The sequence below is a fragment of the Cypionkella sp. TWP1-2-1b2 genome (assembly GCF_049896245.1).
Taxonomy (GTDB): Bacteria; Pseudomonadota; Alphaproteobacteria; order Rhodobacterales; family Rhodobacteraceae; genus Cypionkella.
The window spans coordinates 1-24,139 of the sequence record NZ_JAFCTX010000025.1 but is presented as its reverse complement, the minus strand read 5'-3'; the positions used below and the strand labels follow the sequence as shown (position 1 = coordinate 24,139).

The window sequence follows — 24,139 nt, the reverse complement described above, 5'->3', positions numbered from 1 at the left end:
CCGCGGGTTGAGAAACGGTTCACGCGGGTGCTGCGGATCTGGATTTCGGCGGTTTGGCGGTCGAGGATCGCGGCATGGCATCGGCGGGTGTAATCGGCGGGTGCCACCTGCACCATCCGTTGCCCGGCAATGGTTTGCCTGCAAACCATAAGAGGGGGTGGTCACGGTGCCGATCTCTTCACCCTCGGGGATCTGGTCAAGCCGTTTCGGCAAGCCCGGACTGTCGCTGGACCAGTGCGTCGTGCAAAAGTTCAAGGGCGAAGGCTTGCTCATACCGCCTCTAACCACATGGATTCACGAAGTGAATCGTCCAAGGCGAAAGTCGTGCCACACTGCCGCTCCAGATCAAAATTCGAGACCAAGACTTTGCCGCGCCGCTTGCTTTCTCAACCCAAAATGGATCGAGACTGAGCCATACCGATCATTGCCCTCGCTAGATTGACCCAGCGCGTCAGTCAGCAGCGGCTTCGGACCGGGGCGTACACCATCTGCGACCGTCGCTCGGATCATTCACTGCCAATGCAACGCCCCGAACTTCTGGATCAATACACTTGCCCAGCGCGCGCTTTGAATAGGTATGACACGGCACCGGGCGCGGCAATCAGGCAGCATCTGACCCGTCTGACCAGAGTTTCGCTTGCGCAGAACTGGCGTCAATCTGACCCAGGTTGCTTTGGCTGCGCACCAGCACCGGGTGCGTTTGGTTCAGGCGCAAGGACAGGATCTGAACGCGCGGCCCTCATGCGGACACGGCCGACGCAGATCAATGGCGCGCACCGCCGTCGCGGTGTGGTGCGGTTCCGTCATAGGTCTGGTGGCGGCAAACTTGGTTGATCGGCGCAAGCAGTGTCACCCCGCAGTGTCACCCCGTAATCGCGGCCATGGTCCGCAGCGGACGTGGCAGTGAACGTGACAGAGCCGCGACACTGGGCTCAGACCCTACTGCGCCGCCACCAAACCCCGCCGCACCGCCACCTGCCCTGCCACTTCCCGCGCAATATGTTCGGCCCAGGTGATCACCTCTGGCACCCCCATCAACTCGCCCACCGCAGCCCGCGCCAGCGGCCCCGCCACCAACAGCGTGCCATCCGCAGCACCCGACACTGGCACCGCTTGGCCATTTGCCGCAGTCAGCAGACCCAAGCCCAGCGGATCGGGTTGCAACAGCCCCAAACCCGCCAGATCAGCCAGCGCAGGCACCGCCGCAATCACGCCACCATGCGCGGGTCCAGTGGCCAAAATCACCCGATCCACCGCCACGGTAAACCGCGCCCGATTGCGGCTGGCTTGCAAGCTCAGCTTGACCGGGCTGCCTGGCGTAGCCGAGACAATCCGCGCGCCCAAACTGACCAGCCGCCCCAAGCGCTGCATCTGTTGGTTCGCCTCGTAGGTCTGCGGCGCGATCCGAAAGCGGTGGATGTCCCACAGGGCGCGCAAATGCCGCAGAAACCGCCGCCTCTCCGCCTCGGACAAAGCCGTCCAGATCGCGGGCCCCTGCGCACGCAAACGGTCAAACACTGCGTGCCATGTCAGGCCCAATGCCTGATCCCGCGCCAAAGCCACCCGCACCCGTCGCAGCAACTGCAACGCTGTCCGCGCCGGGGTATGCGCGAAATCCGCCGTCGTCTCCGCTTGTACAGGCCCGTGCGGTTGCGAGCGATACCCATGCCGCGACAGCGCCGTGATCTGGCCGCGATGGCCGCGCCTGTGCAGGGATGCCACGATATCCGCCGAGGTCAACCCATTGCCCACGATCAATACCCGCGCGTCTTCCGCCACGCCTGCCAAAGCACCTTCGGCAAACGGATCAGCAATCAGCGCGGGATCGCCCGCCAACCCGGCCAATTCACGCGGCAGACCCGCGTTCGGATGCGTGGTTGCCAGCACAACGATATCCGCCACAACCTTACCACCATCCGACAGCCCCAACCTATAGCGATCCGCCCGCCCAACCGACACCACCCGCGCCTGCACATGCCGCAACAGCCCCGCAGCCAGCAAAGGCGCAAGCTGCGCCGCGACATAGCTGCCAAACACCGCGCGGGGCGCGAAAGTCTCACCCGACAATCGCGCCGAATTGGCGGGCAGGCTGGGGGCCTCCGCCGTATGCAGCCAGCGCCGGAAATCTTCAGGGCGGTCCGAGCGCAGCGTCATCTTGTGGTCCGGCACGTTCAGGCGGTGATCGGGGTCGGGTGTCGCATAGGCCAAACCGCGCCCGAGACCCTCACGCGGTTCGATCACCACCAGATCCATCGCCTGCCCCAGCCCAGCGAGATGATAGGCCACCGCTGCCCCAGACAGGCCGCCGCCGATGATGGCGACGGTTATCGGGTGCTTGGTGTTGGGTTGGGTCATTGTGCCGCCTGTAGTTTGGGCTTGTGATCGCCCGCGATGGTTTCGCCGAAAGGCCCGGTGTTGACCACCATATCGCGGCGTGGGATCGGATGGCCAAGGGGAAGTTTCGGCAGCACCAATTCGCCAAAGCTATAGGCTTCTTCCAGATGCGGATAGCCCGAGAAGATGAAGCTATCGACACCGATGCGACGATATTCGTCGATGCGCTCGGCTACTGTGTCGGCATCACCCACCAGTGCGGTGCCCGCCCCGCCGCGCACAAGGCCGACGCCCGCCCACAGGTTCGGGCTGATCTCCAGCTTATCCCGCCGCCCGCCATGCAGCGCGGTCATCCGGGCTTGGCCCACCGAATCCATCCGCGCGAACACCTTTTGCGCCTCGGCGATGGTGTGATCATCCAGCTTGCTGATCAGCTTATCGGCTGCCGCCCAAGCCTCGGCAGTGGTGTCGCGCACGATCACATGCAGCCGGATGCCAAAGGACACCTCACGCCCCTCAGCCTCTGCATGACGCCGCATTGTCGCGATCTTTTCGGCCACCTGCGCCGGGGGTTCGCCCCATGTCAGGTATTTGTCGATATGCTTGGCGCCAACCTTGAAGCCCTCCTCCGACGAGCCGCCAAAATACAGGGGTGGATAGGGCTTTTGCGCGGGCGGATAGATCAGGCGGCCATCCGAGATTTGGAAGTGTTTCCCGGTATGCTCCACCGTTTCGCCACGCAGCAAGGCGCGGTAGATGCCGAGAAACTCATCCGTGATCTCATAGCGCTCAGAATGCGGCAGGTTGATGCCGTCGCCTTTGTTCTCCGCCGGATCGCCACCCGTGACGATGTTGATCAACAACCGCCCGTTGGAAATCCGGTCCAGCGTGGCGGTCATCCGCGCGGCCAAGGTCGGCGATTGCAGGCCGGGGCGCACGGCAACCAGAAACCGCAAACGCTCGGTCTGGGTGGCAAGCGCAGAAGCCACCACCCAGCTATCCTCACAACTGCGCCCAGTCGGCAGCAGCGCACCATAAAACCCCAGCGAATCCGCCGCTTTCGCCACCTGTGTCAGATAGGCCAGATCAACCTGCCGCCCGCCTTCTGATGTGCCAAGATAGCGGCTTTCGCCGTGGGTGGGTATGAACCACAGCACGTTGATTTTGTCGGGAATGCTCATATCAGCTCCATGCATGGAAGGGCGGGTTGACGCCGTTCAGATAGTAATTTCCAAGGATCGCATACTTCCAGCGCACCGGGTCGTGCAGGGTGCGGGCGTTGCGCCAATGGCGGTCAGCTGGCTTTGTAGATCGGTGTGGCGACGATCAAGGCATCGGCGTCTACGATGCGGGCAACCAGCGCTTGGCCTTTAGCGTCCAGATCGGTCAACCGCCGCGCGCGGCCAAGCTGGTCGCCAAAGTCACCGACCTCGATCACCTCAGCCCCTGCCCCCAAGCGATCAGCAGCCAAAGTCACCGCCGTTTGCACCAAGGCACGGGTCTTGGACGGCGCAGTTATATTGCCGGACAAACCGACCAGTTTCAGCGAGCGCATCAGCAGCTTCCTAAACACGATAAAGTTGATAGACTTCAGACGTGCTGTCGCTGAACCTCCATTTCAAAGATGATGGCGGCTTTGGAAAGATCATCCGAAAATCTGCTGCTTGACGGCAGGTTCGTGCTGTTTGGGCAAGAACCAGCCTACAGTGGCAACCTTTTGAACACCGTCTTCAGCATCAGATAAAAATCAAACCGCAGATTGCGCCGCCGCTGATAGATCAAATCCAGCTTGGCTTTGCGGGGCACGCAGGCCCGCGCATAGACCGCATCGGTTTCCGCCGCCGTCTTGCAGCGCGCCAGCAGCAATTCCTCGTGACGGTGATACACAATCGTCGCAAGGCCGGTGATACCGGGGCGCGATTTCAGCACTTGGCGGTAAATCTCCGGGAAGCGTTCAACATATTCCCGCAGCGGCGGGCGCGGCCCGACAAAGCTGATATCGCCCTTCAGCACATTCCAAAGTTGCGGCAATTCATCCAAACGGCTCCGGCGGAGCAACCGCCCGGTCCGGGTGATCCGGCTGGATTTGTCACCGCCCGAAACCCCCGCCTCGGCAGGCCGCACCGTCATGCTGCGGAACTTTGCCAGCTTGAAACTTTGCGTCGGGGTCTTCATTCGTTCGGCCCAATAGATCACCGGGCGACCGTCGAGGATAAGGATCGCCAGCGCCGTCAGCAGCCCCAAAGGCAGCAGCGGGATCGCCAGCACCAGCACGGCCAGCACATCCAGAAAGCGTTTCATCGGCGTCATTGTGGCTCTCGCATACAAAGCCACTCCGCGACCATCACAGGCGCGCCGGACTGACTTTCGCTGAAGGGGTAATGCTGCGCCAGCAGGCCACAATCCAGCGTGATGCGCTGATGCGCACTGTCTGGCGCGGGCTGATAGGCCCAAGCTGACCCAGCCGCCTGCGCCAGATCAGCCATCGCCACCGGGTCTGGAGCAGCAATGTTCAGGATAGGCGGCAGGGTCTTGCCAACCAACTTCACCAGCACATCGGCCAAAGTCTCCGGCCCGATATAGCTGCGCATCGGCCCCGTTCCGTCCGCAAAACAATCGATCTTGGTCGGCTGACCGGGTTGTATCGCCGCCAGCAAAGCATCCGCCCCCGCCACATTGCCAATCCGCAGCGCCGTGATCGCCAGCCCGCGCCCGCGCCAGCGGTTGGCCGCCGCCTCGGCCTCCAGCTTAGAACGGCCATAGTCATTGACGGGAAGGCAAGGCGTATCCTCGCGGCAGGCCAGCCCACCATTCACCCCATACACCGCCGAGGACGAGGCCAGCAAAACCTGCCCAATTCCCGCCTGCGCTGCCGCCGCACAGCACGCTTGGGTCAGTTGCGTATTCAACGCCAAATCCCCCCGCACCGCCCCCGCCAACACGATCATCGCCCGAAACCGCCCCTGCTCCAGCGCGGCACCCGCAAGCGGATGCCATTCCATCTGCGGCAAACCCGCAGCCCACCCTGCGCCGCGATGCTGCAAGGTCGGGGCCAGACCGCCCAGCGCCCAAGCCCGCGCCAGCAGCCGCCCGACCCGCCCGCTTGCGCCCACCACTAAGGTTTGATTGATCGAGTCTGACATGCCGCCTGTTATAGAAGATTTGCGGGCCGCAGCCAGAGTTCTGACGCGAAGACGCTTGTGGGGGGTGTCGGATGCCTCCGGCGGGGATATTTGAGCAGAGAGGATGACCTAAGGGCGCGTGGACACAACCGTAAACAATTCGTAAACACTACCTCATAACCCATTGATTCCTATAAAACGCCCCAATGCGCCACGCGTGGACAACCCCGCCCCCGATCTGGCATAATCCAACCATGCCAGCCCTGTGCCGCGACTGCCTCACCCAATTTGACGCCGGAGCCCGCTGCCCGAAGTGCCGCTCTCCCCGTTTGCTTGCCCACCCCGAGTTGAACCAACTTTTGATCGCCCACATGGACTGCGACGCCTTCTATGCCAGCGTCGAGAAACGCGACAATCCTGATCTGCGCGACAAGGCCGTGATCGTTGGCGGCGGCACCCGAGGCGTGGTCTCGACCTGCTGCTACCTCGCCCGCATCCATGGCGTGCGTTCTGCCATGCCGATGTTTCAGGCGCTGAAACTCTGCCCGGATGCCGTGGTCGTCAAACCCCGCATGTCCGTCTACGTCGACGCCTCGCGTGCCATCCGCGCGATGATGGAGGCGCTGACCCCCGCCATTGAACCACTTTCCCTCGACGAGGCTTTCCTGGATTTAACCGGCACCGAACGCCTGCACGGCGCACCGCCCGCCGTAGTGCTGGCAAGGCTGGTGAAGCGAATGGAGGACGAGTTAGGCTTGTCAGGATCGGTCGGCCTGTCGCACAACAAGTTCCTCGCCAAGATCGCTTCCGACCTCGACAAACCACGCGGCTTTTCCATCATCGGGCAGGCCGAGACCGAGGCTTTCCTGCGTCCCAAACCGGTGCGGATCATCTGGGGCGTCGGCACCGCCAGCCAAGCCGCGCTGGAAAAGGCCGGTATCCGCACCATCAACGACCTGCTGCGCTGGGACCGCACCGATCTTGTCGCCCGCTTTGGCAGCATGGGCGACAGGCTATGGCACCTCGCCCGAGGTCTGGACACCCGCCGCGTCAACCGCGATGAAAAGCTGAAGTCGATCAGCAAGGAAACCACCTTCTTTGAGGACACCTCTGACCCCGATCTGCTGGACGGCCATCTCTGGCGGTTGGCCGAGCAGGTCGCTGACCGCGCCAAGGCCAAGGCGCTGGCGGGCAAAACCGTCACCCTGAAACTGAAACGCGCCGATTTTCAACTGATCAGCCGCCGCCACAGTTTGACCGATCCGACTCAGCTGAGCGACCGCATCTACCGCGCCGCCCGCGCCTTGTTCGATCAGACCGACCGCAAAGGCCCTTACCGGCTGATCGGCGTCGGCATCAGCGATCTCGCGCCAGAATCGCAAGCCGATCTTTCCGCCGACCTGCTGGACCCCACCGCAGGAAAACGCGCCGCAGCCGAGCGCGCGACCGACGCGATCCGCGCCCGCTTTGGCCGCGCGGCAATTATCAAGGGGCGGGCGCTGCGATAACGGGAGTGGTCCCAACTCGGGACCTTTTTTATGCTATGAAAATCAATGGCTTGATGTCGTGAATTTAAGACATTTTTAACGATTGAGCGTCAAAGGGCCATGACGCGACGCATCTGGGAAGCCTCTGACCAAGGGCGACCAGCCGCCAAACCACCGCTATTCCGCAGCAAGCGGCAGTTGTTCGCGGCCAATGCCTGCGATTTCGGCGATCACCCCGGCCATCAGCGCGCGGAAATCATCAAAACCGCTGTGTGGCGTGATGGTGGCCTCATCCATGTAAAGGCCGCGATCAATTTCCACCTGTATCACATGCCTGCGCGCCGAGGGCCGACCGTAGCTTTGCGCGATGAACGCGCCCGCGAACGGCGTATTGCGCGCCACCCGCAGGCCCGCGCGCTGAAACGCGGCCTCAACTGCGTCCATCACATGTCGCCCGGCAGCAGCGCCAAAGCGATCGCCCAGTACGACATCGGGCTTGGGTTGACCGGGGCGACCGTGGCCGTCAATCGCCTCATGTGGCATCGAATGGCAGTCGATCAGAACGGCCTCACCAAAGGTCTTGTGGGTTTCATCCAGCAACTGCCGCAGCGCGCGGTGGTAGGGGTGCCAGACTTCAGCAATCCGCGCCTCGGCTTCCGCCAAACCCAGCTTGCCGCGATAGATCAAGCGCCCGCCCGACACCACGCGGGGAATCACTCCCAACCCCGAGGATATGCGCGGATTGTGCGGCACACGGGCGATACCCTCAATCACCGCAGGGTCAAATTCATCCGGCGCGCGGTTCAGATCAAGATAAGCGCGTGGCACATCAGCCACCAATAGGGGTGCCCCGTGCTGCATGGCCGCGCCAAACACTTGATCCACAAAGGCATCTTCCGATGACCTGATCGCATGATCCGACAAAACGGTCTGTGCCAGAAACGCTGCCGAATAGGCCCGCCCGCTGTGCGGCGAGGCAAACACCACCGCCGTATCCTGCCGAACGGGGCGATGAATAAGGTAGACCTGCGACACGCCACACTCCTGTTACTTTGTGATATAACTGCAAAATATCCTTTACCGATACCCCCCTTTACCCCCTTGAACCGCGCTGCGACTCTGTTTATAGCCCAGCCATCCGACGCGGTTCCGCCCGCGTCCTTTTGTTTGGGCCTTCGGGCTTGGATGAATAGATTGGGCGGGAACGTCAGGTTCGTGGGCGGTTAGCTCAGCGGTAGAGCACTACGTTGACATCGTAGTGGCCACAGGTTCGATCCCTGTACCGCCCACCATTTCGCCGCTTCCGGTAACGGGGGCTACGCTTTTCAACTGGCGCGAAGACGCGCCGCGAACAAGGGAGATGCTACGATGAAAGTTGCAAACTCGCTGCGCTCGCTGAAAAACCGTCATCGCGATTGCCAGGTCGTACGCCGTAAAGGCCGCGTCTATGTGATCAACAAGACGCAAAAGCGCTACAAGGCCCGCCAAGGTTGATACTTGGCAGGTTGATCGCGCGCAGCAGCACCGAATAGGCCGCCGAGAGCAATCTCTGGCGGCTTTTTCAATTCGGGGCAGTGCGGTGATGGTTAGCCTCTGTTTGATGCCGGATAAGAAAGATTAAGTTGTCGGTTGGTGCGCCGCCGCCTAAACGCGCTTCAATCACGATGTCTGGAGCCCGCCCATGCACCCCAATCCCGCCTTCCGCTCCACCCCGATGGAGGACAATCTCGCCTTCGCCCGCGCGCGTGGTTTTGGGATCTTGTCGGTGAACGGGGCCGAGGGGCCACTGGCCGCGCATGTGCCGTTTATGATCTCGGAGGATGCCAGCTTTGCCGAATTGCATCTGGCACGCTCTAACCCGATTGTACGCGCCTGCGCGGCGGGTCTGCCTGCGCTGATCACGATCTCTGGCCCCGACGCCTATATATCGCCCGATTGGTATGGTGCCGGCGATCAGGTGCCGACGTGGAACTATATCGCGGTGCATCTGCGCGGGGTGCTGTCGTCGCTGCCCGAGTCTGCGCTGCATCCGCATGTTGACGCTTTGTCAGCCGAGCATGAAAACCGCCTGCTGCCGAAGACCCCGTGGAAATCCGACAAAATGTCGGAAGGCGTGATGCCCCGCATGATGCGGATGATCCTGCCGTTTCGGTTCGACATTGCCTCGGTCGATGGCACTTGGAAACTGAACCAGAACAAAACGCGAGAGGTGCGGGCCAGCGCTGCTGATCATCTGGAACAGCAAGCCGATATGGGATCACAAGCCATCGCAGCCCTGATGCGCCGCGATTTAGGCTGACACCACCCACCCACGCCACGCCGCCCCGGACTTGATCCGGGGCCTCATCGGCTGCGCAAAATGCAGGAGGCCCCGGATCAAGTCCGCGGCGGCAAAGTTTACTGTAAAGGCGTCAGCGCGCCCACCGCCACCCAGCCCAGCGCCGCACCATCCTTGGCAATCCGCGCGAAGCCATCCTTCTCCTCAATCTTATAAACGCCCGAAAACACTCCCGCAGCGATCACTTGCACCTGAGTGCCACCCGGCGCGTCCAGCACCTTCGTGCCACCTGCCACCACATGCGTCAGCGTGGCGGGGAAACTTTCGGCGCTGGCATCCAGCACCGAAACCTTTGACCCCAAGGCGAAATCCGATCCCTTGATCGACATCTGTGGCACCTGCCGCAGCCCGAAGGCCGCGAAAGAAACCTCTGGCACCTTTACATCCAGAAAGTTCGCGAGTTCCGTCACCTCAATCGTCGCATTGCCGTTGCTATCCGCCTGCCCCATCGCATCCAGCATCGCCCATGTCATCACGCCATGGCCGTTGTAACCCTCCAGCGCCGGGGCATCGTCGGTTGAAGCCGATAGAATCGTCCGCCCCATCGCCCTAGTCAGCCGCTCTACCGCCGCCGACTGCGCCATCGCGGCATCGACGGATCGCGTGCCCGTCAGGCTGCCGCTTTCGCAAGTGTCATAGATCATTACCGATTTTTTAGCCTTCACCCGCGCTGCCCATTCCTGCCAGCGATCCTGATTGATCCCATTGGCGCGAATCGGATCATCGCCTTCAAAGCGGAAATCCTGCGGGATGAAGTAGTATTTGCCCTCAATCGTCTTGCCATGACCGGCAAGGAAAAACAGGAAAACATCCTGCGATTTCGCCTGTTTGCCGATCTCGGTGAAGGCGGCGTCCAGCTTGGCCTCTGTCACCTCCTTGTCCAGCAAGGTCACCACATTCACCGATCTGAACAACCCCGCGCCAGATTTTTTCATCGCATCCGCAAAGGCTTGCGCATCGGCGGCGGCATATTTCAACTGCAAGCGACCATCGGCGTAATCGTTCACCCCCACCGCCAGAACGTGCAGCGCAGGCGGCTCCGAACTGGCAACGCCGTCCCAAGTCACCACCATCTGCCGAGGCGGGGAGGCGAGCAGACCTGCTGCATTATAAGCCACCACCTCGATGATATTCTCACCGGGGTCCAGCGCCACACGCGCCTTCGCGGTGGGCAGGTCTTCATCCAACGCCACCGGAGCGCGGGTCGGCTGCACCTCGACCGTCATGCCGTTAAGTCGCCATTCAATGCGGCCAATGCCGCCGCCTTCGTCTTGCAGTTCGATCTCGACCTCATAGTCAGGTTCCAAGGATTTGGCGCTGGGAAGTTTGAACCGGGTGATCGGCGCGGGGCCAGAACCCAACACGCGGGCAAGGTCCAACTCGGCGGCCGCCTTGGCGACAAGGCCATCGGGATCGCCTGCCAGTTTGGCCGCCACCAGATCGGGGCGGTACAAAGCCTGATAGACCTGATCGACCGAAAACGCCCGCAAGCCGTTGGACACAGACACCAGTTGCGCGCCGTTGGGGGATGCTGCGAAGAACCCTTCTGGCGTCAGCATCAACCATTCGCCATCAGGCGTGGCCAGAAACTCAGTCAACAGCGCCCCGGTTTTCAGATCATAGGCGTGATGAATGCCGACCGGATCAAGCACCACCGCGACGCGCCCGCCGAGCAAAGCCGCACGCGGGCCTTCAAGGTTCAAATTGCGAAACTGCGCGTTGATCTCATCACTGTAGGGCAGCGACGGGTCAAAATCTAAATCGGCCAGCACCGCGTTGATCTGATCCTGGCTCAGCGGGAGTTGCGCCAGTGTTTTCATATCAAACGCGGCAGCCGAACTGTCATCCATGCCGGAGTAGATGTAAAACCGATCGCCAGCGGGCTCGATCTGTTCTTCAACACCAAAGCCGGCACCAGTGATCGGCACTTGCGCCTCAAGTCGGCCTTGCGCCAGATCCCAGACCCAGACCGTGCCTGCGCCATCCGAGGTGAAAAATCGGTTGCCGTCCAGCAAAGCCGTGCCGTTTTGCGCATTGGCAAGCGGGGTGGCGAAGGTGGCTTGTTTGGTCAGCGAGGCCGGATCAACCGCCAGAATATCGCTGCCTTCGGACCCTATCAGCACAAGGCTGCCATCAGGCGCAAAAGCGATGCGGTCCAGCGCAGACATCGCGCGCGGCATCCCCTTGGCTTGCGCATCGGTGGAGTTATCCAACGTCACCTCGGCAATCAGGCTGCCATCGGCAAGATTAAGGCTGGCGAGATAGGCAACATAGGGGTCGTCTTGCGTGCTGGAATAGGCAAGGGTTTTGCCATCGGGCGAGATATCCAGCGTCATCACCCGAGAAACAGTTGCAGGCAGATCAATGCGGCGGCTGCCCGTTTCGGTGATCACATCCAGCCAGTTTTGCGGTTTGTAAAAGCCATCGGCTTGCTGCACCAAAACACTGCCCGCCAGCACCAAACTGCCATCCGGGCCAAGCGCCATCGTGGGAATGGCAGAGGTCGGCGGCAGCGCGTTTTCCAGTGGCGGGCCTTCGGGCACGCGGTTCAGTATGGCTCCGTCTAGCCCCAGCCGCACCAGACCGCCCTGCGTGTTGGCGGCATAGATCTGCGTCGAATCCGCGGTGAAGCGCAGCTTTTGCGCGGGCTCAAACAGCGGCGGCATCGCCTGCCCGGTGGCAAGGTTCCAGATGCGGATCGTCGTGCCATCGGTCATGCCCAGCAGCTTGCCATCGGGCGAGATCACCATATCCAGCACCGGGCCTTTGAACGGATGCAGGCGCAACAGCTTGGCCCCAGTCAGTGCATCAAGCACCGCGATATGACCCGAGGCGTAACCCGCCACGATCAGATTGCGCCCCGGCAGCAGCATGGCTTGGGTCAGGTCGGGCTGCTTCACCTTACGGATCAGCCGATGGCTGCGCATATCCCACAATGCCAGTTCAGCGTTGATGTCGTTCGCCAGCACGGTCAGCATCACCGTGCCATCCTGCGCGAAGCTGATCGAATGTAGCGACACATCATCTTGCGCCACATAGTAATGTGGATTTGACGGCACCAACTCAAACCCCTGCGGATGCTGGGCTTGCGCCGCAGTCAGATCGGCCAAGGGCAGGGTGAACCGGGTGGCGGGGTCGGTCGCATCCGGCGCAATCACCCCCCACAGATCGCCGACTTGCACCGGAACCAAACCGCCATCATGCCGCCAGAAATCATCAAACTGCGGTTCGGCCACCAGCTTGCCATCCGGGGTGATAAAGCCGCGCTTGTCGCCGATCAGCACCCCCGCCAGCCCATCGGCAAAGCCATAGGCGCGGTCATAACTGGCGGCGATCACCATCTGGTTTTGCTTGTTGATATAGCCCCATTTGCCGCCCGCCACCTGCACCGGGGCCAGCCCTTCGGAAAAATCGCCCGCCGCCGTATAGTCACCGCCAAACTCGATGCCGACGCCGTAGGGCATGGCATAGCCCCAGCCTTGATCACCCTGCACTGCTGCATAGCCATCGCTGACCGGGCGCATCGCGACAAAGGGCGCATCATCGCCGATCACCATCGAACCATCGGCGCAGTTCAGTTGCACCCAGCCCCCCGGCAGTTTCACCGCGACCATGCCTTCGGATGGCGGCAGGGCGTCTTGCACCTCGGGCAGGGTCTGGATGAACGGCTCAGGCCCGCCCGAATAGCTGACGAAACCGTTGTTCTGCGTTCCAGTGATGCAGGCACCATCATTCGCCAACAGGGTGTCAAACGGCAGCGGATTGGCCTCAAAGTCGCCGCTCGGGGCCAGCGCGTACCACAGGCCCTGATATTTGAACGGCGTGTATGTGGCGGGCTTGCCGATGGCGTCATAGTCAAAGCCCGCAATTTCGGCCCCGGTCAGATCGACGGTGCCCCATTTGCCGGATTTCTGCACCGGAAACCAGCCTATCCCCGGATCGCCGACAGCTTGATACTGCGGGGTGACGATCCATTGACCATCGCGCCCCATCAGCCCCCACAGACCGCCCTGTTTCAGCGGCACTACACCTTGATGCGCGGCGGCTGCATCCTGAAAACCGGGTTCGACGACCAACTGAAAGGCGTCTTCGGCCATGGCGGGGGTGGCAAGAAAGGCCGCAAGGATAAAGGCGCGCACGGGCAAGCTCCGGTTGGGGTAAGCGCAGGGTGCGATACGCCGGGCGCGGTTGGCAACTGACAAGTGTTGTCATGCGCGGGCTGGCACGGCTTAACTGGCGGCAAATCAGCGAATCATCCTGAACGGAGACATCATGCGGCTTTACACCTCTCCCGCGACGCCCTTTGGCCGCAAGGTTATGGCATTGATTGTGGAACTTGCTCTGGAAGATCGAGTTGAGATCGTCACCGTAGCGGGCACGCCGCTTGTTCCGGGGTCTTTGCCGGTGGATCAGAACCCGTTGGGCAAGATCCCGGCGCTGCAAACCGATGACGGTGCGATCTATGACAGCCGGGTGATCTGCCGCTTTCTGAATGATCTGGCGGGGGGTGCGTTGTATCCGACCGGCTCCGCGATCTGGCCGTGCTTGGTGCGAGAGGCGACGGTGGATGGCATCCTGGAAGCCGCACTGGCAATGGCCTATGAGGTGCGCCTGCGCCCGGTTGACAAGCAATTTCCCGAATGGATTGAGGCGCAATGGGCCAAAGCGGCCCGCGCGCTTGATGTGATCGAGGCGGATTGGGCGGAGGTTTTGAACGGGCCGCTAGAGATGCCACAGATCGGTCTGGCTTGCGCGCTGGGCTACCTCGACTTCCGGCACGATGCGCGGAATTGGCGGCAGGGGCGGCCACAACTGACGGCATGGGAAGCAGAATTTGCCAAGCGTCCGGCGATGTTGGCGACTCGCCCCGTGCAAGTCTGAGCCAATAAAACCTGACAAAAACACTTTAATTACAGCACAAGATGCGAAATCAGGCAGCGCATGGGAATGATTTACGTCGCTTCAAGGTCGCAGATCAGGAAAAGCTGATTTACGCCGCCCCTGCGCGCCTTTGTCCGCTGGACGCCCGCGCGTTCTGTGGCTAAACCCGGCCTGTAAGGCTCTGGGAAACCGGGGCCGCAGCTATATATCGGTCGCACGTCTTGCGACCTTTGAAGGGAGAAGTTCTCGTGTCCCACGCAGACGATCACGCAGGCACCCGCAGGGATTTCCTGTATTATGCAACCGCCGGGGCGGGCATTGTTGCCACCGGCGCAGCGGTTTGGCCGCTGGTCAACCAGATGAACCCCTCGGCCGATACCCGCGCCTTGGCCTCGATCATGGTGGATATCACGGCTGTCGAAGTCGGCACCCAGATCACGGTGAAATGGCGCGGCAAGCCGGTGTTCATCCGCCGCCGCACCCCGGATGAGATCGAAAAAGGCCGTGCCGTGCCGCTGACCGATCTGGCAGACACCAATGCCGAGAACGCCAATCTGGATGCCTCGACCACCGCCGAAGACAAAAATCGCACGCTGGATGAAGCCGGTGAGTGGTTGGTGATGATGGGCGTCTGCACCCACCTTGGCTGCGTGCCCTTGGGCGATGCCGGCGATTTCGGTGGCTGGTTTTGCCCTTGCCACGGTTCGCACTATGATATGGCCGGTCGTATTCGCAAAGGCCCGGCCCCGCGCAACCTGCCGGTGCCGACTGCGAAATTCGAAAACGAAACCACGATCAAGCTGGGATAAGGACAAAAACCATGGCCGGAATTCCGCACGACCATTACGAACCAAAGCCGGGTTTTCAAACCTGGCTGCACAGCCGTCTGCCGATCGTCAGCATCGCATATGATACGCTGACGATCCCGACACCGAAGAACCTGAATTGGATGTGGATCTGGGGCATCGTCCTTACGTTCTGTCTGGGCCTGCAAATCATCACCGGCATCGTGCTGGCAATGCATTACACGCCACATGTCGATTTCGCCTTCCGTTCGGTCGAGCATATCATGCGCGACGTAAACGGCGGCTACATGCTGCGGTATATCCACGCCAATGGCGCATCCTTGTTCTTCTTTGCGGTCTATCTGCACATCTTCCGCAGTCTTTACTACGGCAGCTACAAAGCCCCGCGCGAAGTCACCTGGATCATCGGCATGTTGATCTACCTTGCGATGATGGCGACCGCCTTCATGGGCTACGTGCTGCCATGGGGTCAGATGTCGTTCTGGGGTGCCACGGTGATCACCGGCCTGTTCGGCGCGATCCCCGGTGTTGGCCCGATGATTCAGGAATGGCTGTTGGGCGGGCCTGCGGTGGACAATGCCACGCTGAACCGCTTCTTCAGCCTGCACTATCTGCTGCCCTTCGTGATTGCGGCGCTTGTGGCTCTGCACATCTGGGCGTTCCACAACACCGGCAACAACAACCCGACGGGCGTAGAAGTGCGTCGCACCTCGAAAGAGGATGCCGCAAAAGACACCGTGCCGTTCTGGCCGTACTACGTGATCAAAGACCTGTTCGCGCTTTGCATCATTCTGGCGATCTTCTTTGCCGTCGTCAGCTTCATGCCGAACTTCCTTGGCGATCCGGTAAACTACGTGCAAGCCAACCCGCTGTCGACGCCGGCGCATATCGTGCCTGAATGGTATTTCCTGCCGTTCTACGCCATTCTGCGCGCCTTCACCGCCGATGTCTGGGTGGTGCAACTGGTGCATTTCGTGACCTTCGGCATCGTTGACGCCAAATTCTTCGGTGTTCTCGCGATGTTCGGTGCGATTGCCGTGATGGCGATGGTGCCGTGGCTTGACACCTCCTCGGTGCGCTCGGGCAAGTATCGGCCAAAGTTCAAGGCGTGGTACTGGCTGCTGGCCATCGACTTTGTGGTGCTGACTTGGGTTGGTGCCCAGGTGCCGAATGAGCTGAACGCCTGGATCTCATTGCTCGCCTCGGCCTACTGGTTTGCCTACTTCCTTGTCATCATGCCGCTGCTGGGGGTGCTTGAAAAACCACTGCCGCAACCGGCGACGATTGAGGATGACTTCAAGTCGCACTACGCCGCACCGGCTGAGTGAGAGAAAGGAACTGACTGAGATGTTTCGCAAAATCGCAATCAGCGCTGTCTCTGCACTGAGTCTGATGACGGGGGGCCTTATAACGGGCGCGGCCATGGCTGCTGAAGAAGGCGGCCATGTCGAAGACGTGGCGTTCAGCTTTGAAGGCCCGTTTGGCAGCTATGATGAGCACCAACTGCAACGCGGCCTTCAGGTGTATACCGAGGTGTGCTCGGCCTGCCATGGTCTGAACATGGTGCCGATCCGCACCCTGTCGGATGAAGGCGGCCCGCGGCTGCCGGAAGATCAGGTGCGCGCCTATGCCAAGAACTTCACTGTGACCGACAAGGACACTGGCGAAGATCGTGACGGCCTGCCGGTTGACTTCTTCCCTGCCAATGATGGCGCGGGTGCGCCCGATCTTTCGCTAATGGCGAAGGCACGGGCGGGCTTCCACGGCCCCTACGGCTTGGGCTTCAATCAGCTGTTCAAAGGCATGGGCGGGCCGGAATATATCGTGGCGCTGCTGCACGGCTACACCGGCGAAGAAAAAGACGAAGCCGGCTCCACCTTCTATGAGAACCCCGTGTTCTCAACCGGTTGGATCAAGATGCCACCGCCCTTGGCCGATGGTCAGGTGGAATTCGCCGATGGCGCACCGAATGACGTAAAGCACATGGCGGAAGACGTGGCGGCCTTCCTGATGTGGTCCGCCGAGCCTAAGCTGAACGCACGCAAGGACACTGGTTTTAAGGCGGTGCTGTTCCTGATCCTGCTGTCGTCGCTGCTGTATCTGACCAACAAGCGTCTGTGGTCGGGCATCAAAGGCAAGAAAGCGCATTGATTTTCGGATCAATACTTCTAAGAAAGCCCCGCCATTGTGCGGGGCTTTTTAATGACCAGAGCGGGATCGGTTTTAACGGAACCGCCGCTTTTCATCTTGCCCGATTTGTCCCCCGACAAATCGGGCCGCGCCTGACTGCCCCCGGCAGGCGCGAAATGCGCCAGCCCAGTCAGGCGCGACCCGATTACAAAGCGTTAGTTTAGCAGCACTCCCCTTGCGCAACGGCGTCCCGCCTTACGCGCAACAAACCGAAAAACGCTCTCCCAGAGCGTTTTCTTTCGGTTCGGCGCCCATAATGCACGCTGTGCTTTTGCAGACAGCGAAAGATTTCCGTCAAACTGCCTGTTCTAACACCTAACCCAGATATTCTTTCAACGCCTGCGGTGGGTTGGCGAACAACTCTGCCGTAGCAACCGGTGCCTGTGCCACCCCCTCCGCCACCAGCACCGCCTTGTCGGCAAAGCGCTTGGCATCGCTCGGGTCATGCGTCACCATCAGCACCGCCGCCCCCGTGGCCATGGCCACTTCATCCAGCAAATCCAGCATCTCGGCCTTCAATCCAGGCCCAAGCGCTGCAAATGGCTCGTCCAACAGCAACACAGGCCGCGCCCGCAGCAAAGCCCGCGCCAGCGCCGCCCTGCCCTGCTGCCCCCCCGAAAGCTGACCGGGTTTGCGCCCGCCCATACCGCCAAGGCCAACACGCTGCAGCGCAGTCTCAATCTGCACCTCCTGCGCTTGGGTCAGCCGCAAGGTCGGCGACAACCCCAGCCCAAGGTTCTGCGTCAACGTCAGATGCGGAAACAGGTTCTGATCCTGAAACAGAATCGTAAGCGGTCGATCTCCGGGCAAAACCCCTGCCAAATCAGCGCCCTGCCACAAAATCCGCCCCTGCGCTGGGGCCAAAAACCCCGCCAGCGCCATCAGCAGCGTTGATTTGCCCGCACCCGATGGCCCAATCAGCGCCACCCGCTCGCCCGCTGCCACCGACCAATCAGCCGTCAGGCAGAAATCGTCCTGTTGCAAAACCAGCGCTTCAAGCGTCAGCATAATGGCTTCCCAATCGGTCAAAGGCCCAGAACAAGGCAAAGCTGATCGCGACCAGTATCAACGAGGCCGCAGCCGCCTGCTGCAGCCGATACGCCCCGATCAAATGCTGCACGAACAGCGGCAAAGTGGCACCTCCATCCCCCGCAAACAGCGCAATCACCCCCAGATCGCCCATCGACAAAGCCGCAGCCAGTCCTGCGCCATAGCCCAAGGGTCGCGCCAATCGCGGCAGAGTGATAAACCGCAACACCGTCCGGCGCGGCAAACCAAGGCTGGCAGTCAAGCGCCCATAATCCGCCTCAAGCTGCCGCGCCTCGGGCAAAAGCAGGCGGAACAGATAGGGCAGCGTTAGCGTAGTATTCACCAAAACCGTGATCGGCAGCGCAAAGCTTTCAGGGCTGACAAACGGGCGCACCATCAGGAAAAGCCCCGTCCCCAACACCAGCGAACTCGCTGCAAGCGGCAGCATCGCCGCCAGTTCGATGGCGCGGCTTCTGCTGCGCGCCGCCCCCATAGCCAAGATCAGCGCACCACCCGTCGCCAAAATGGCAGATATGACCGCCACCGAAACCGAGCGCAAAACCGCAGGCCAAAGCCCATTCGGCAGCGCCGCCATCCCCGGTAATCCTTTAATGACCACCGCCAGCAACGGCGCGAACAAAAACAGCGCAGCACCCACAATCGCCAGTCCATCCGCCCCCCGCCGCCATCCGCTCGGCGCCGCAATCTCCATCCGCCGCCCCAGCCCCGCGCCAAATCCCTGCGGCAAGGTCAACCGGGCCGCAGCCAGCGTGATCGCCGCACACAGCGCAAACTGCACTGCCGCCAACAAAGCCGCCCGCCCCAAATCAAACTCAAACCGCAAAGACTGGTAAATCGCCAATTCCAGCGTGCTTGCTTTCGGCCCCCCGCCCAGCATCAAGGCAATCGCAAAGCTCGCCAGACAAATCAGCAGGATTACCGCGAATGTCCCCGGCAGCTGTGCCCGCAGCATCGGCGCTTCCAAATGCCGCAACTGTGCAGATGGCGGCAATCCCAGCGACTGCGCCAGACGAAACCGCTCAGACGGGATCGACTGCCAGCCATGCAGCAACATCCGGGTCGCCAGCGGCATGTTGAAAAACACATTCGCCAACACCACGCCATGCAGCCCAAAGATCGACACCTCGGGCAAACCAAGCCACGCCAGCGCCCCATTCACAGGCCCGCCCCGCCCAAACACCGTCAAAAGCCCCATCACAGCCACCACCACCGGCAGCACAAAAGGAGCCGCCAGCAGCCGGATCAACACGCCGCGCCCCGCAAACCGACGGCGGAACAAAGCCCGCGCCACAGGGATCGCCAGCACACTCGACACTGCCGCCGACAAACTGGCTTGCAGCACGGTAAACCGCAACGCCTGCCAATCCTGCGCGGCCAAAGCAAAACTATCCGCCCGCGCGGCCACCATCACCGCACTGCCCAAAATCAGCGCGGCGATGGCAAGGCTCAGCCCGAGGGCTGGGCCTATTTCGACAGCGCGGCTTGCCATTCCGCAATCGCGGGCGCGCGGGCGGCTTCGGCGTCACTTGCCGACATCAGCAAAGCTTTCACCGGCTGCACCAATGTCTCAAACCCCTTCGGCAAACCTTCCAGCGGAGTTTTCGCCGGATACATCCAGTTCGTGGTGATCAGCACCGACTGCGCCGCATCCGCCGTCAGGTAGGCCAAAAACTGATCCGCCAGCGCGGGCTGTTGCGTTGAGGCCAGCTTCCCCGCCACCTCAACCTGCATGTAATGCCCCTCGGTAAACGCCGCCGCCGCCTTGGTATCGTCACTCTCGGCGATCAGGTGATAGGCGGGCGAGGTGGTATACGACAGCACCATATCGGCCTGCCCCTCGGTGAACATCCCGTAGGCTTCTGACCAGCCGGGCGTCACCGTCACGATATTATCCGCCAGATCGGCCCAGATCTGCGGCGCCTTGTCGCCGTAAGCCGCCTTCACCCACAACACCAATCCCAGACCGGGGGTCGAAGACCGCGGGTCCTCAATCACCACTTTCAGATCAGACGCCGCCAGTTCCTGAAACGAAGTCGGCACCTTCGCCACCTTGGTTTTGTCGTAGACAAAGGCAAAATAGCCCCAGTCGAACGGGATAAAATTCGGATCGGTGAACGGCACCGGCAGGGTGTTCGGGGTTGCCACAACGGGCGCGAACAGCCCGGTTGCGGTGGCGTCGGCGGTAAGATTGGTATCGAGGCCCACCACAACATCGGCCTTGCTATCTGCCGCCTCCAACTTCACACGGGCCAACAACGCCGCCCCATCGCCTGCGGTGACGAATTTCACGTCGCAGCCGCAACTCGCCTCAAACCCCTTCTCAATCGCCGGGCCGGGGCCCCATTCCGAGGTGAAGCTGTCGTAGGTCAGCACGGTGAGAACAGGCGTGTCAGCCAGCGCGGGCGCGGCGATAACAGCGAGGCCCGCAGCGAGGAGTCTGGTGTTCATAAGTCTCTCCAAGGTGCGACGGATTGGTCGGCAATGGAGAACCCATGCACCTTCCCTCCGCCGGTATGATCCGGTTCAGGTTCGACGGGTTCGCTTTCGCATCTCAGCCTATCGGCTCGTTTCAAAGAAACGACCGAGGGGCTCCCCGAGGTAAGGCGAAGCATACGGAATGCGGTGCTGCGTGCAAGGGGGATATGTGTCCACGTGTGGACAGCGGGTATGACTATTGGATTTCAACAGGTTACACATATCCCATTCACCAATTCTTAACCTTTGCCGAAGGTGTGGAGCGCGGCACCTTACGTCGCGCGGCACGCTTGACGGCTTGCGATCTAAGCCAATGGTGCTTTGCAAATACCTATTTTGCAGCCACAACCAGCGGCGTGACGTTGGCTTGTGAATGATTGGAATACGTATCCCAAGTTGGGGTATATTCGTCTGCTTGATTGCCCCAAACTGTCCATCCAACGCGCGGCCCGCGTGCGAACATCTCTAGCCGAGGGCCACTGCTGCACCCTTCGATCAGGCTATATTGCTCATCAGGTTTGCGGCTGTGTTCCCGCTTTTGGGTTGATAGTATATTCTCTTGGGTGCGCCCCTGTTGCAGAGTACGGGCGTTTTTGCCGCGCACACCAAACAACAACACTTCGGTAACATTGCGAAAATAAAACCCAACCCCGCGCCGATCAGGGCCACCATCCTTGCGGATTTTATACCAGATGATGTTGGATTTATAACTGAACCCCCAGCTTTCCATCACCTTCAGTCCTTCGGGCAGCAAGGCATTCGGCACCCACAGGTAAAGATGCGCCGTATCCGCCGCCACTTGTTGCACAGGCAGTTCACAAATATCGCGCAGAGTCATCGTCGGATAGCGCGCAAGCCGTTTATGCTCGGGAGCCATCTTGCCGGTGCGATTTTGAAACTGCCACGGCGGATCGGCCAGAATTGTGCGAAACTTGGTGTTGCCCGCCTTACCCAACAGGTCGTCAGCAGCACTGATCATTCCGCGTCCTCCAGATAGAGCGCCTTGGTGATGCCAAATACCAACAGCGGGCAACCCGCGCCGCCGCCGCCCTCAATCCGAGGCAGCAACTTTGACATATGTGTGGTCGAGTTTCCGTAAGAGTTTCCGCGGCCAAGATCGTTGAAAATATCCTGCAACTCGTCAGCCCGCGTCACGATGATGCCGACACTGACCGCTCGCAGATCAAAAAGCAGTCGAAAATTGTTCAGATCCCGATCAAAGAATGGGTCTTTGTTGTTCCATTCGATTTCAAGCGCGACCCCATTCTTGAAGCAGTCAATCTTGTGCGTCGGTGAATCCAACCGCGCGCCATCGACCTCAATCGCCGTTTGAAACTGCTTTTCGACCCAACCCCTATCGGTAAGAAACCCATCAATGAACGCCGACAGCTGGGATTTGTTGCCGCCGCCCTTGCTGATCCAGGATTTGCGCAGCCGGAAGGTCGAAAGTGCGTCAAGGATATCTTGCCACTCATTGGGGAAATCTTGCGACAGGATCGCGCTCGCATGCTTCCACTCATAGCATTCATAGCTGTCCCGAATGAACTTCGGGAGACGCGATTTCAACATTCTATGGCTCCGGGACTAGACTGTTACGTTACCTAGCCGGGCGTATCGGTGCAAGCGCGAAACCGTCCATCGCCCTGCGCGACCGCGCCGTGCGCCTGCCCGCGCGCCGTGACGATGGCTTCAAGAAAGCCGCGAAAGAGGTTGATGGCTCGGGGCAGGGGGCGTTGGAGTTTTAACAAAGCCTAACACAGCGCGCGCGGGTGAACCGCTATATGTTGTGGAAATCGCCGCTAAACTGGCCCCAAAACACAAGTCACTCCCCGCTGGGAAGACTTTTTGCAGCTTAAGGGCCGGCTCTTCAGATAGCCCACAAACCGCTTTATGGGTTTATCGAAGGCATAGCTTGGCATATTGGAGATGCAAAGAGGAGCCCGCCCATGAGCCTGAACACCTTCGGTCATCTGTTTCGCGTCACCACTTGGGGCGAAAGCCACGGGCCTGCGATTGGCTGCACAGTAGACGGCTGCCCTCCGGGGATTAAACTGAGCGAGGCGGATTTGCAGCCCTGGCTGGATCAGCGCAAACCGGGGACTTCAAAGTTCACCACCCAGCGCAAAGAGGCGGATGAGGTTCGGATTCTGTCGGGAGTGTTTGAGGGCGTGACGACCGGCACGCCGATTCAGTTGATGATTGAGAACACGGATCAGCGTTCGAAAGATTACAGCAACATCGCCCAAGCCTTCCGCCCCGGTCATGCTGATATCACCTATCATCAGAAATATGGGGTGCGGGACTATCGCGGAGGTGGTCGAAGTTCGGCGCGCGAGACGGCGTCTCGGGTGGCTGCGGGCGGGGTGGCGCGGGCGGTGTTGGCGTCGTTGGTGCCGGGGCTGACCATCAGCGGATATATGGTGCGGATGGGAGTGATGGGGATTGATCGGGGGCGGTTTGATAGTTCGGTGATCTCGGGCAACCCGTTCTTTTGTCCTGATCCAGAGGCTGTCGCGGGGTGGGCGGACTATCTGGACGGGCTGCGGCTGGCCCACAATTCGGTGGGGGCCGTGATTGAGGTGGTGGCGTCGGGGGTGCCTGCGGGGTTGGGGGCGCCGTTATATGGCAAGCTGGACTCTGATCTGGCCAGCGCGATGATGTCGATCAATGCGGTGAAGGGGGTGGAGATCGGGGACGGGTTCGATGCCGCCACTTTGACCGGGGTTGAGAATGCGGATCAGATAAGGATGGGGGCATCGGGGCCGGAGTTTCTGTCGAACCATGCGGGGGGGATATTGGGCGGGATATCCTCGGGTCAGCCGGTGGTGGTGCGGTTCGCGGTGAAGCCGACCTCGTCTATTCTGACGCCACGGGCGACGATTGATGCGACGGGAGCGGAGATTGCTCTGGTCACCAAGGGGCGGCACGACCCTTGCGTGGGCATCCGCGCGGTTCCGGTGGGGGAGGCGATGATGGCCTGCGTTCTGGCCGACCATATCTTGCTGGACCGGGGCCAGACTGGCGGGGTTCGGGGCCGGATCGGGTAGGGTCCCAACTCGGGACCTTTTTTTGTTGTTTTATATCAGTTGGTTGGGGTGGGGCGTTAAGGATTTGATAAGGTTTGGCGCAATTAACCCAAGCTAAGAATAGGGATTTCACAATAGTCGAAATCGGAGCGAAGTCCTACGATAAGTCTTTTTTCGCTAATTGGTAATGCGCCTTTGGATCTCGTGAATAGTCACCAGCAGAAAACTCAAGCATTCCTTTTCTACACAGCTTCTCTAAGTCCTTTTTCGACGTTGCCCACGTCCGGCCGGTCAGTCTCTGAGCTTCAGAGAGGCTCTGTTGCACAAATCGTGAGGGATTCCCTGCGTGACTGCAAGGTGTTAGTCGCAGGGTATGAGCAAACCTGCACCTCCGACCTACCGCACGACGAACTGGCGCTCTTACAACGCC

The 24,139-nt window shown here is 60.8% G+C and carries 20 protein-coding genes, 1 tRNA gene, 1 pseudogene and 1 riboswitch; of the genes and pseudogenes, 9 read left to right on the top strand and 13 right to left on the bottom strand.

Annotated features, from left to right (window positions below):
* Nucleotides 1–32: 32 nt before the first annotated feature.
* The 6 genes and pseudogenes from ACP7AP_RS16045 to ACP7AP_RS16020 form a co-directional block, all read right to left on the bottom strand.
* A pseudogene (locus tag ACP7AP_RS16045) lies at nucleotides 33–225 on the bottom strand (hypothetical protein); the annotation flags it as partial.
* 714 nt (nucleotides 226–939) lie between these two features.
* Nucleotides 940–2,355 (bottom strand): FAD/NAD(P)-binding protein, encoded by a 1,416-nt coding sequence (locus tag ACP7AP_RS16040; RefSeq protein WP_426035560.1) that lies wholly within the window; start codon nucleotides 2,353–2,355, stop codon nucleotides 940–942.
* The gene (ssuD, locus tag ACP7AP_RS16035) at nucleotides 2,352–3,515 is read right to left on the bottom strand and encodes an FMNH2-dependent alkanesulfonate monooxygenase (protein WP_426035558.1); all 1,164 of its coding nucleotides are present in this window, start codon (nucleotides 3,513–3,515) and stop codon (nucleotides 2,352–2,354) included. Before ssuD ends, ACP7AP_RS16040 begins: the two co-directional genes overlap by 4 nt.
* Before the next feature lie 113 nt (nucleotides 3,516–3,628).
* Nucleotides 3,629–3,889 (bottom strand): NADPH-dependent FMN reductase, encoded by a 261-nt coding sequence (locus tag ACP7AP_RS16030; RefSeq protein ID WP_426035556.1) that lies wholly within the window; start codon nucleotides 3,887–3,889, stop codon nucleotides 3,629–3,631.
* Nucleotides 3,890–4,035: 146 nt separating this feature from the next.
* Nucleotides 4,036–4,644 (bottom strand): sugar transferase, encoded by a 609-nt coding sequence (locus tag ACP7AP_RS16025; RefSeq protein ID WP_426035554.1) that lies wholly within the window; start codon nucleotides 4,642–4,644, stop codon nucleotides 4,036–4,038.
* The gene (locus tag ACP7AP_RS16020; RefSeq protein ID WP_426035552.1) at nucleotides 4,641–5,477 is read right to left on the bottom strand and encodes an NAD-dependent epimerase/dehydratase family protein; all 837 of its coding nucleotides are present in this window, start codon (nucleotides 5,475–5,477) and stop codon (nucleotides 4,641–4,643) included. The genes ACP7AP_RS16025 and ACP7AP_RS16020 overlap by 4 nt, the downstream gene beginning before the upstream one ends.
* A gap of 233 nt (nucleotides 5,478–5,710) precedes the next feature.
* On the opposite strand from ACP7AP_RS16020, the gene ACP7AP_RS16015 reads away from it, so the two are divergent.
* Nucleotides 5,711–6,964, top strand: coding sequence for a DNA polymerase IV (locus ACP7AP_RS16015; RefSeq protein WP_426035550.1), 1,254 nt, complete (start codon nucleotides 5,711–5,713; stop codon nucleotides 6,962–6,964).
* A 156-nt stretch (nucleotides 6,965–7,120) separates the two neighbouring features.
* Here the strand turns inward: ACP7AP_RS16015 and ACP7AP_RS16010 are convergent, their stop codons facing one another.
* Complete coding sequence (locus ACP7AP_RS16010) at nucleotides 7,121–7,978, bottom strand: N-formylglutamate amidohydrolase (protein WP_426035548.1); 858 nt, start codon at nucleotides 7,976–7,978, stop codon at nucleotides 7,121–7,123.
* A gap of 182 nt (nucleotides 7,979–8,160) precedes the next feature.
* Here ACP7AP_RS16010 and ACP7AP_RS16005 point away from each other — a divergent pair.
* From ACP7AP_RS16005 to ACP7AP_RS15995, 3 genes are all read left to right on the top strand, one after another.
* Nucleotides 8,161–8,235 (top strand) — tRNA-Val (locus ACP7AP_RS16005).
* A 76-nt stretch (nucleotides 8,236–8,311) separates the two neighbouring features.
* On the top strand, nucleotides 8,312–8,437 hold the full coding sequence (ykgO, locus tag ACP7AP_RS16000) for a type B 50S ribosomal protein L36 (RefSeq protein WP_054006596.1): 126 nt from the start codon (nucleotides 8,312–8,314) through the stop codon (nucleotides 8,435–8,437).
* A gap of 187 nt (nucleotides 8,438–8,624) precedes the next feature.
* Nucleotides 8,625–9,242 (top strand): FMN-binding negative transcriptional regulator, encoded by a 618-nt coding sequence (locus ACP7AP_RS15995; RefSeq protein ID WP_426035546.1) that lies wholly within the window; start codon nucleotides 8,625–8,627, stop codon nucleotides 9,240–9,242.
* Between the two features lie 98 nt (nucleotides 9,243–9,340).
* Here ACP7AP_RS15995 and ACP7AP_RS15990 read toward each other — a convergent pair whose 3' ends face one another.
* A complete protein-coding gene (locus ACP7AP_RS15990) occupies nucleotides 9,341–13,420 on the bottom strand; it encodes a WG repeat-containing protein (RefSeq protein WP_426035544.1) in 4,080 nt (1,359 codons plus the stop codon).
* Nucleotides 13,421–13,553: 133 nt separating this feature from the next.
* On the opposite strand from ACP7AP_RS15990, the gene ACP7AP_RS15985 reads away from it, so the two are divergent.
* The 4 genes from ACP7AP_RS15985 (at nucleotide 13,554) to ACP7AP_RS15970 (ending at nucleotide 17,119) form a co-directional block, all read left to right on the top strand.
* On the top strand, nucleotides 13,554–14,162 hold the full coding sequence (locus ACP7AP_RS15985) for a glutathione S-transferase family protein (RefSeq protein ID WP_426035542.1): 609 nt from the start codon (nucleotides 13,554–13,556) through the stop codon (nucleotides 14,160–14,162).
* A gap of 248 nt (nucleotides 14,163–14,410) precedes the next feature.
* Nucleotides 14,411–14,971: a ubiquinol-cytochrome c reductase iron-sulfur subunit gene (petA, locus tag ACP7AP_RS15980; protein WP_426035540.1), complete on the top strand. Its 561-nt coding sequence runs from the start codon at nucleotides 14,411–14,413 to the stop codon at nucleotides 14,969–14,971.
* 11 nt (nucleotides 14,972–14,982) lie between these two features.
* Complete coding sequence (gene petB, locus ACP7AP_RS15975) at nucleotides 14,983–16,296, top strand: cytochrome b (RefSeq protein WP_426035538.1); 1,314 nt, start codon at nucleotides 14,983–14,985, stop codon at nucleotides 16,294–16,296.
* 19 nt (nucleotides 16,297–16,315) lie between these two features.
* A complete protein-coding gene (locus tag ACP7AP_RS15970) occupies nucleotides 16,316–17,119 on the top strand; it encodes a cytochrome c1 (RefSeq protein WP_426035536.1) in 804 nt (267 codons plus the stop codon).
* A 354-nt stretch (nucleotides 17,120–17,473) separates the two neighbouring features.
* On the opposite strand, the gene ACP7AP_RS15965 is transcribed toward ACP7AP_RS15970, so the two are convergent.
* From ACP7AP_RS15965 to ACP7AP_RS15945, 5 genes are all read right to left on the bottom strand, one after another.
* A complete protein-coding gene (locus ACP7AP_RS15965; protein WP_426035534.1) occupies nucleotides 17,474–18,166 on the bottom strand; it encodes an ATP-binding cassette domain-containing protein in 693 nt (230 codons plus the stop codon).
* Entirely contained in the window at nucleotides 18,153–19,697 is a 1,545-nt protein-coding gene (locus ACP7AP_RS15960; protein ID WP_426035532.1) for a thiamine/thiamine pyrophosphate ABC transporter permease ThiP, read from the bottom strand. The genes ACP7AP_RS15965 and ACP7AP_RS15960 overlap by 14 nt, the downstream gene beginning before the upstream one ends.
* Entirely contained in the window at nucleotides 19,673–20,656 is a 984-nt protein-coding gene (gene thiB / locus ACP7AP_RS15955) for a thiamine ABC transporter substrate binding subunit (protein WP_426035530.1), read from the bottom strand. Before thiB ends, ACP7AP_RS15960 begins: the two co-directional genes overlap by 25 nt.
* A gap of 35 nt (nucleotides 20,657–20,691) precedes the next feature.
* Nucleotides 20,692–20,814, bottom strand: a riboswitch (TPP riboswitch).
* A gap of 200 nt (nucleotides 20,815–21,014) precedes the next feature.
* Nucleotides 21,015–21,662, bottom strand: coding sequence for an MT-A70 family methyltransferase (locus tag ACP7AP_RS15950; protein WP_426035528.1), 648 nt, complete (start codon nucleotides 21,660–21,662; stop codon nucleotides 21,015–21,017).
* Complete coding sequence (locus tag ACP7AP_RS15945) at nucleotides 21,659–22,252, bottom strand: BglII/BstYI family type II restriction endonuclease (RefSeq protein ID WP_426035526.1); 594 nt, start codon at nucleotides 22,250–22,252, stop codon at nucleotides 21,659–21,661. Before ACP7AP_RS15945 ends, ACP7AP_RS15950 begins: the two co-directional genes overlap by 4 nt.
* 377 nt (nucleotides 22,253–22,629) lie before the next feature.
* On the opposite strand from ACP7AP_RS15945, the gene aroC reads away from it, so the two are divergent.
* A complete protein-coding gene (gene aroC / locus ACP7AP_RS15940) occupies nucleotides 22,630–23,730 on the top strand; it encodes a chorismate synthase (RefSeq protein WP_426035524.1) in 1,101 nt (366 codons plus the stop codon).
* The last annotated feature ends 409 nt before the right edge of the window (nucleotides 23,731–24,139 follow it).

What these genes read in the sequence shown, in the direction of transcription:
- ACP7AP_RS16040 (WP_426035560.1), bottom strand. Translation starts at nt 2,355, where the DNA reads ATGACCCAACCCAACACCAAGCACCCGATAACCGTCGCCATCATCGGC.
- ssuD (WP_426035558.1), bottom strand. Translation starts at nt 3,515, where the DNA reads ATGAGCATTCCCGACAAAATCAACGTGCTGTGGTTCATACCCACCCAC.
- ACP7AP_RS16030 (WP_426035556.1), bottom strand. Translation starts at nt 3,889, where the DNA reads ATGCGCTCGCTGAAACTGGTCGGTTTGTCCGGCAATATAACTGCGCCG.
- ACP7AP_RS16025 (WP_426035554.1), bottom strand. Translation starts at nt 4,644, where the DNA reads ATGACGCCGATGAAACGCTTTCTGGATGTGCTGGCCGTGCTGGTGCTG.
- ACP7AP_RS16020 (WP_426035552.1), bottom strand. Translation starts at nt 5,477, where the DNA reads ATGTCAGACTCGATCAATCAAACCTTAGTGGTGGGCGCAAGCGGGCGG.
- ACP7AP_RS16015 (WP_426035550.1), top strand. Translation starts at nt 5,711, where the DNA reads ATGCCAGCCCTGTGCCGCGACTGCCTCACCCAATTTGACGCCGGAGCC.
- ykgO (WP_054006596.1), top strand. Translation starts at nt 8,312, where the DNA reads ATGAAAGTTGCAAACTCGCTGCGCTCGCTGAAAAACCGTCATCGCGAT.
- ACP7AP_RS15995 (WP_426035546.1), top strand. Translation starts at nt 8,625, where the DNA reads ATGCACCCCAATCCCGCCTTCCGCTCCACCCCGATGGAGGACAATCTC.
- ACP7AP_RS15985 (WP_426035542.1), top strand. Translation starts at nt 13,554, where the DNA reads ATGCGGCTTTACACCTCTCCCGCGACGCCCTTTGGCCGCAAGGTTATG.
- petB (WP_426035538.1), top strand. Translation starts at nt 14,983, where the DNA reads ATGGCCGGAATTCCGCACGACCATTACGAACCAAAGCCGGGTTTTCAA.
- ACP7AP_RS15970 (WP_426035536.1), top strand. Translation starts at nt 16,316, where the DNA reads ATGTTTCGCAAAATCGCAATCAGCGCTGTCTCTGCACTGAGTCTGATG.
- ACP7AP_RS15965 (WP_426035534.1), bottom strand. Translation starts at nt 18,166, where the DNA reads ATGCTGACGCTTGAAGCGCTGGTTTTGCAACAGGACGATTTCTGCCTG.
- ACP7AP_RS15960 (WP_426035532.1), bottom strand. Translation starts at nt 19,697, where the DNA reads ATGGCAAGCCGCGCTGTCGAAATAGGCCCAGCCCTCGGGCTGAGCCTT.
- thiB (WP_426035530.1), bottom strand. Translation starts at nt 20,656, where the DNA reads ATGAACACCAGACTCCTCGCTGCGGGCCTCGCTGTTATCGCCGCGCCC.
- ACP7AP_RS15950 (WP_426035528.1), bottom strand. Translation starts at nt 21,662, where the DNA reads ATGATCAGTGCTGCTGACGACCTGTTGGGTAAGGCGGGCAACACCAAG.
- ACP7AP_RS15945 (WP_426035526.1), bottom strand. Translation starts at nt 22,252, where the DNA reads ATGTTGAAATCGCGTCTCCCGAAGTTCATTCGGGACAGCTATGAATGC.
- aroC (WP_426035524.1), top strand. Translation starts at nt 22,630, where the DNA reads ATGAGCCTGAACACCTTCGGTCATCTGTTTCGCGTCACCACTTGGGGC.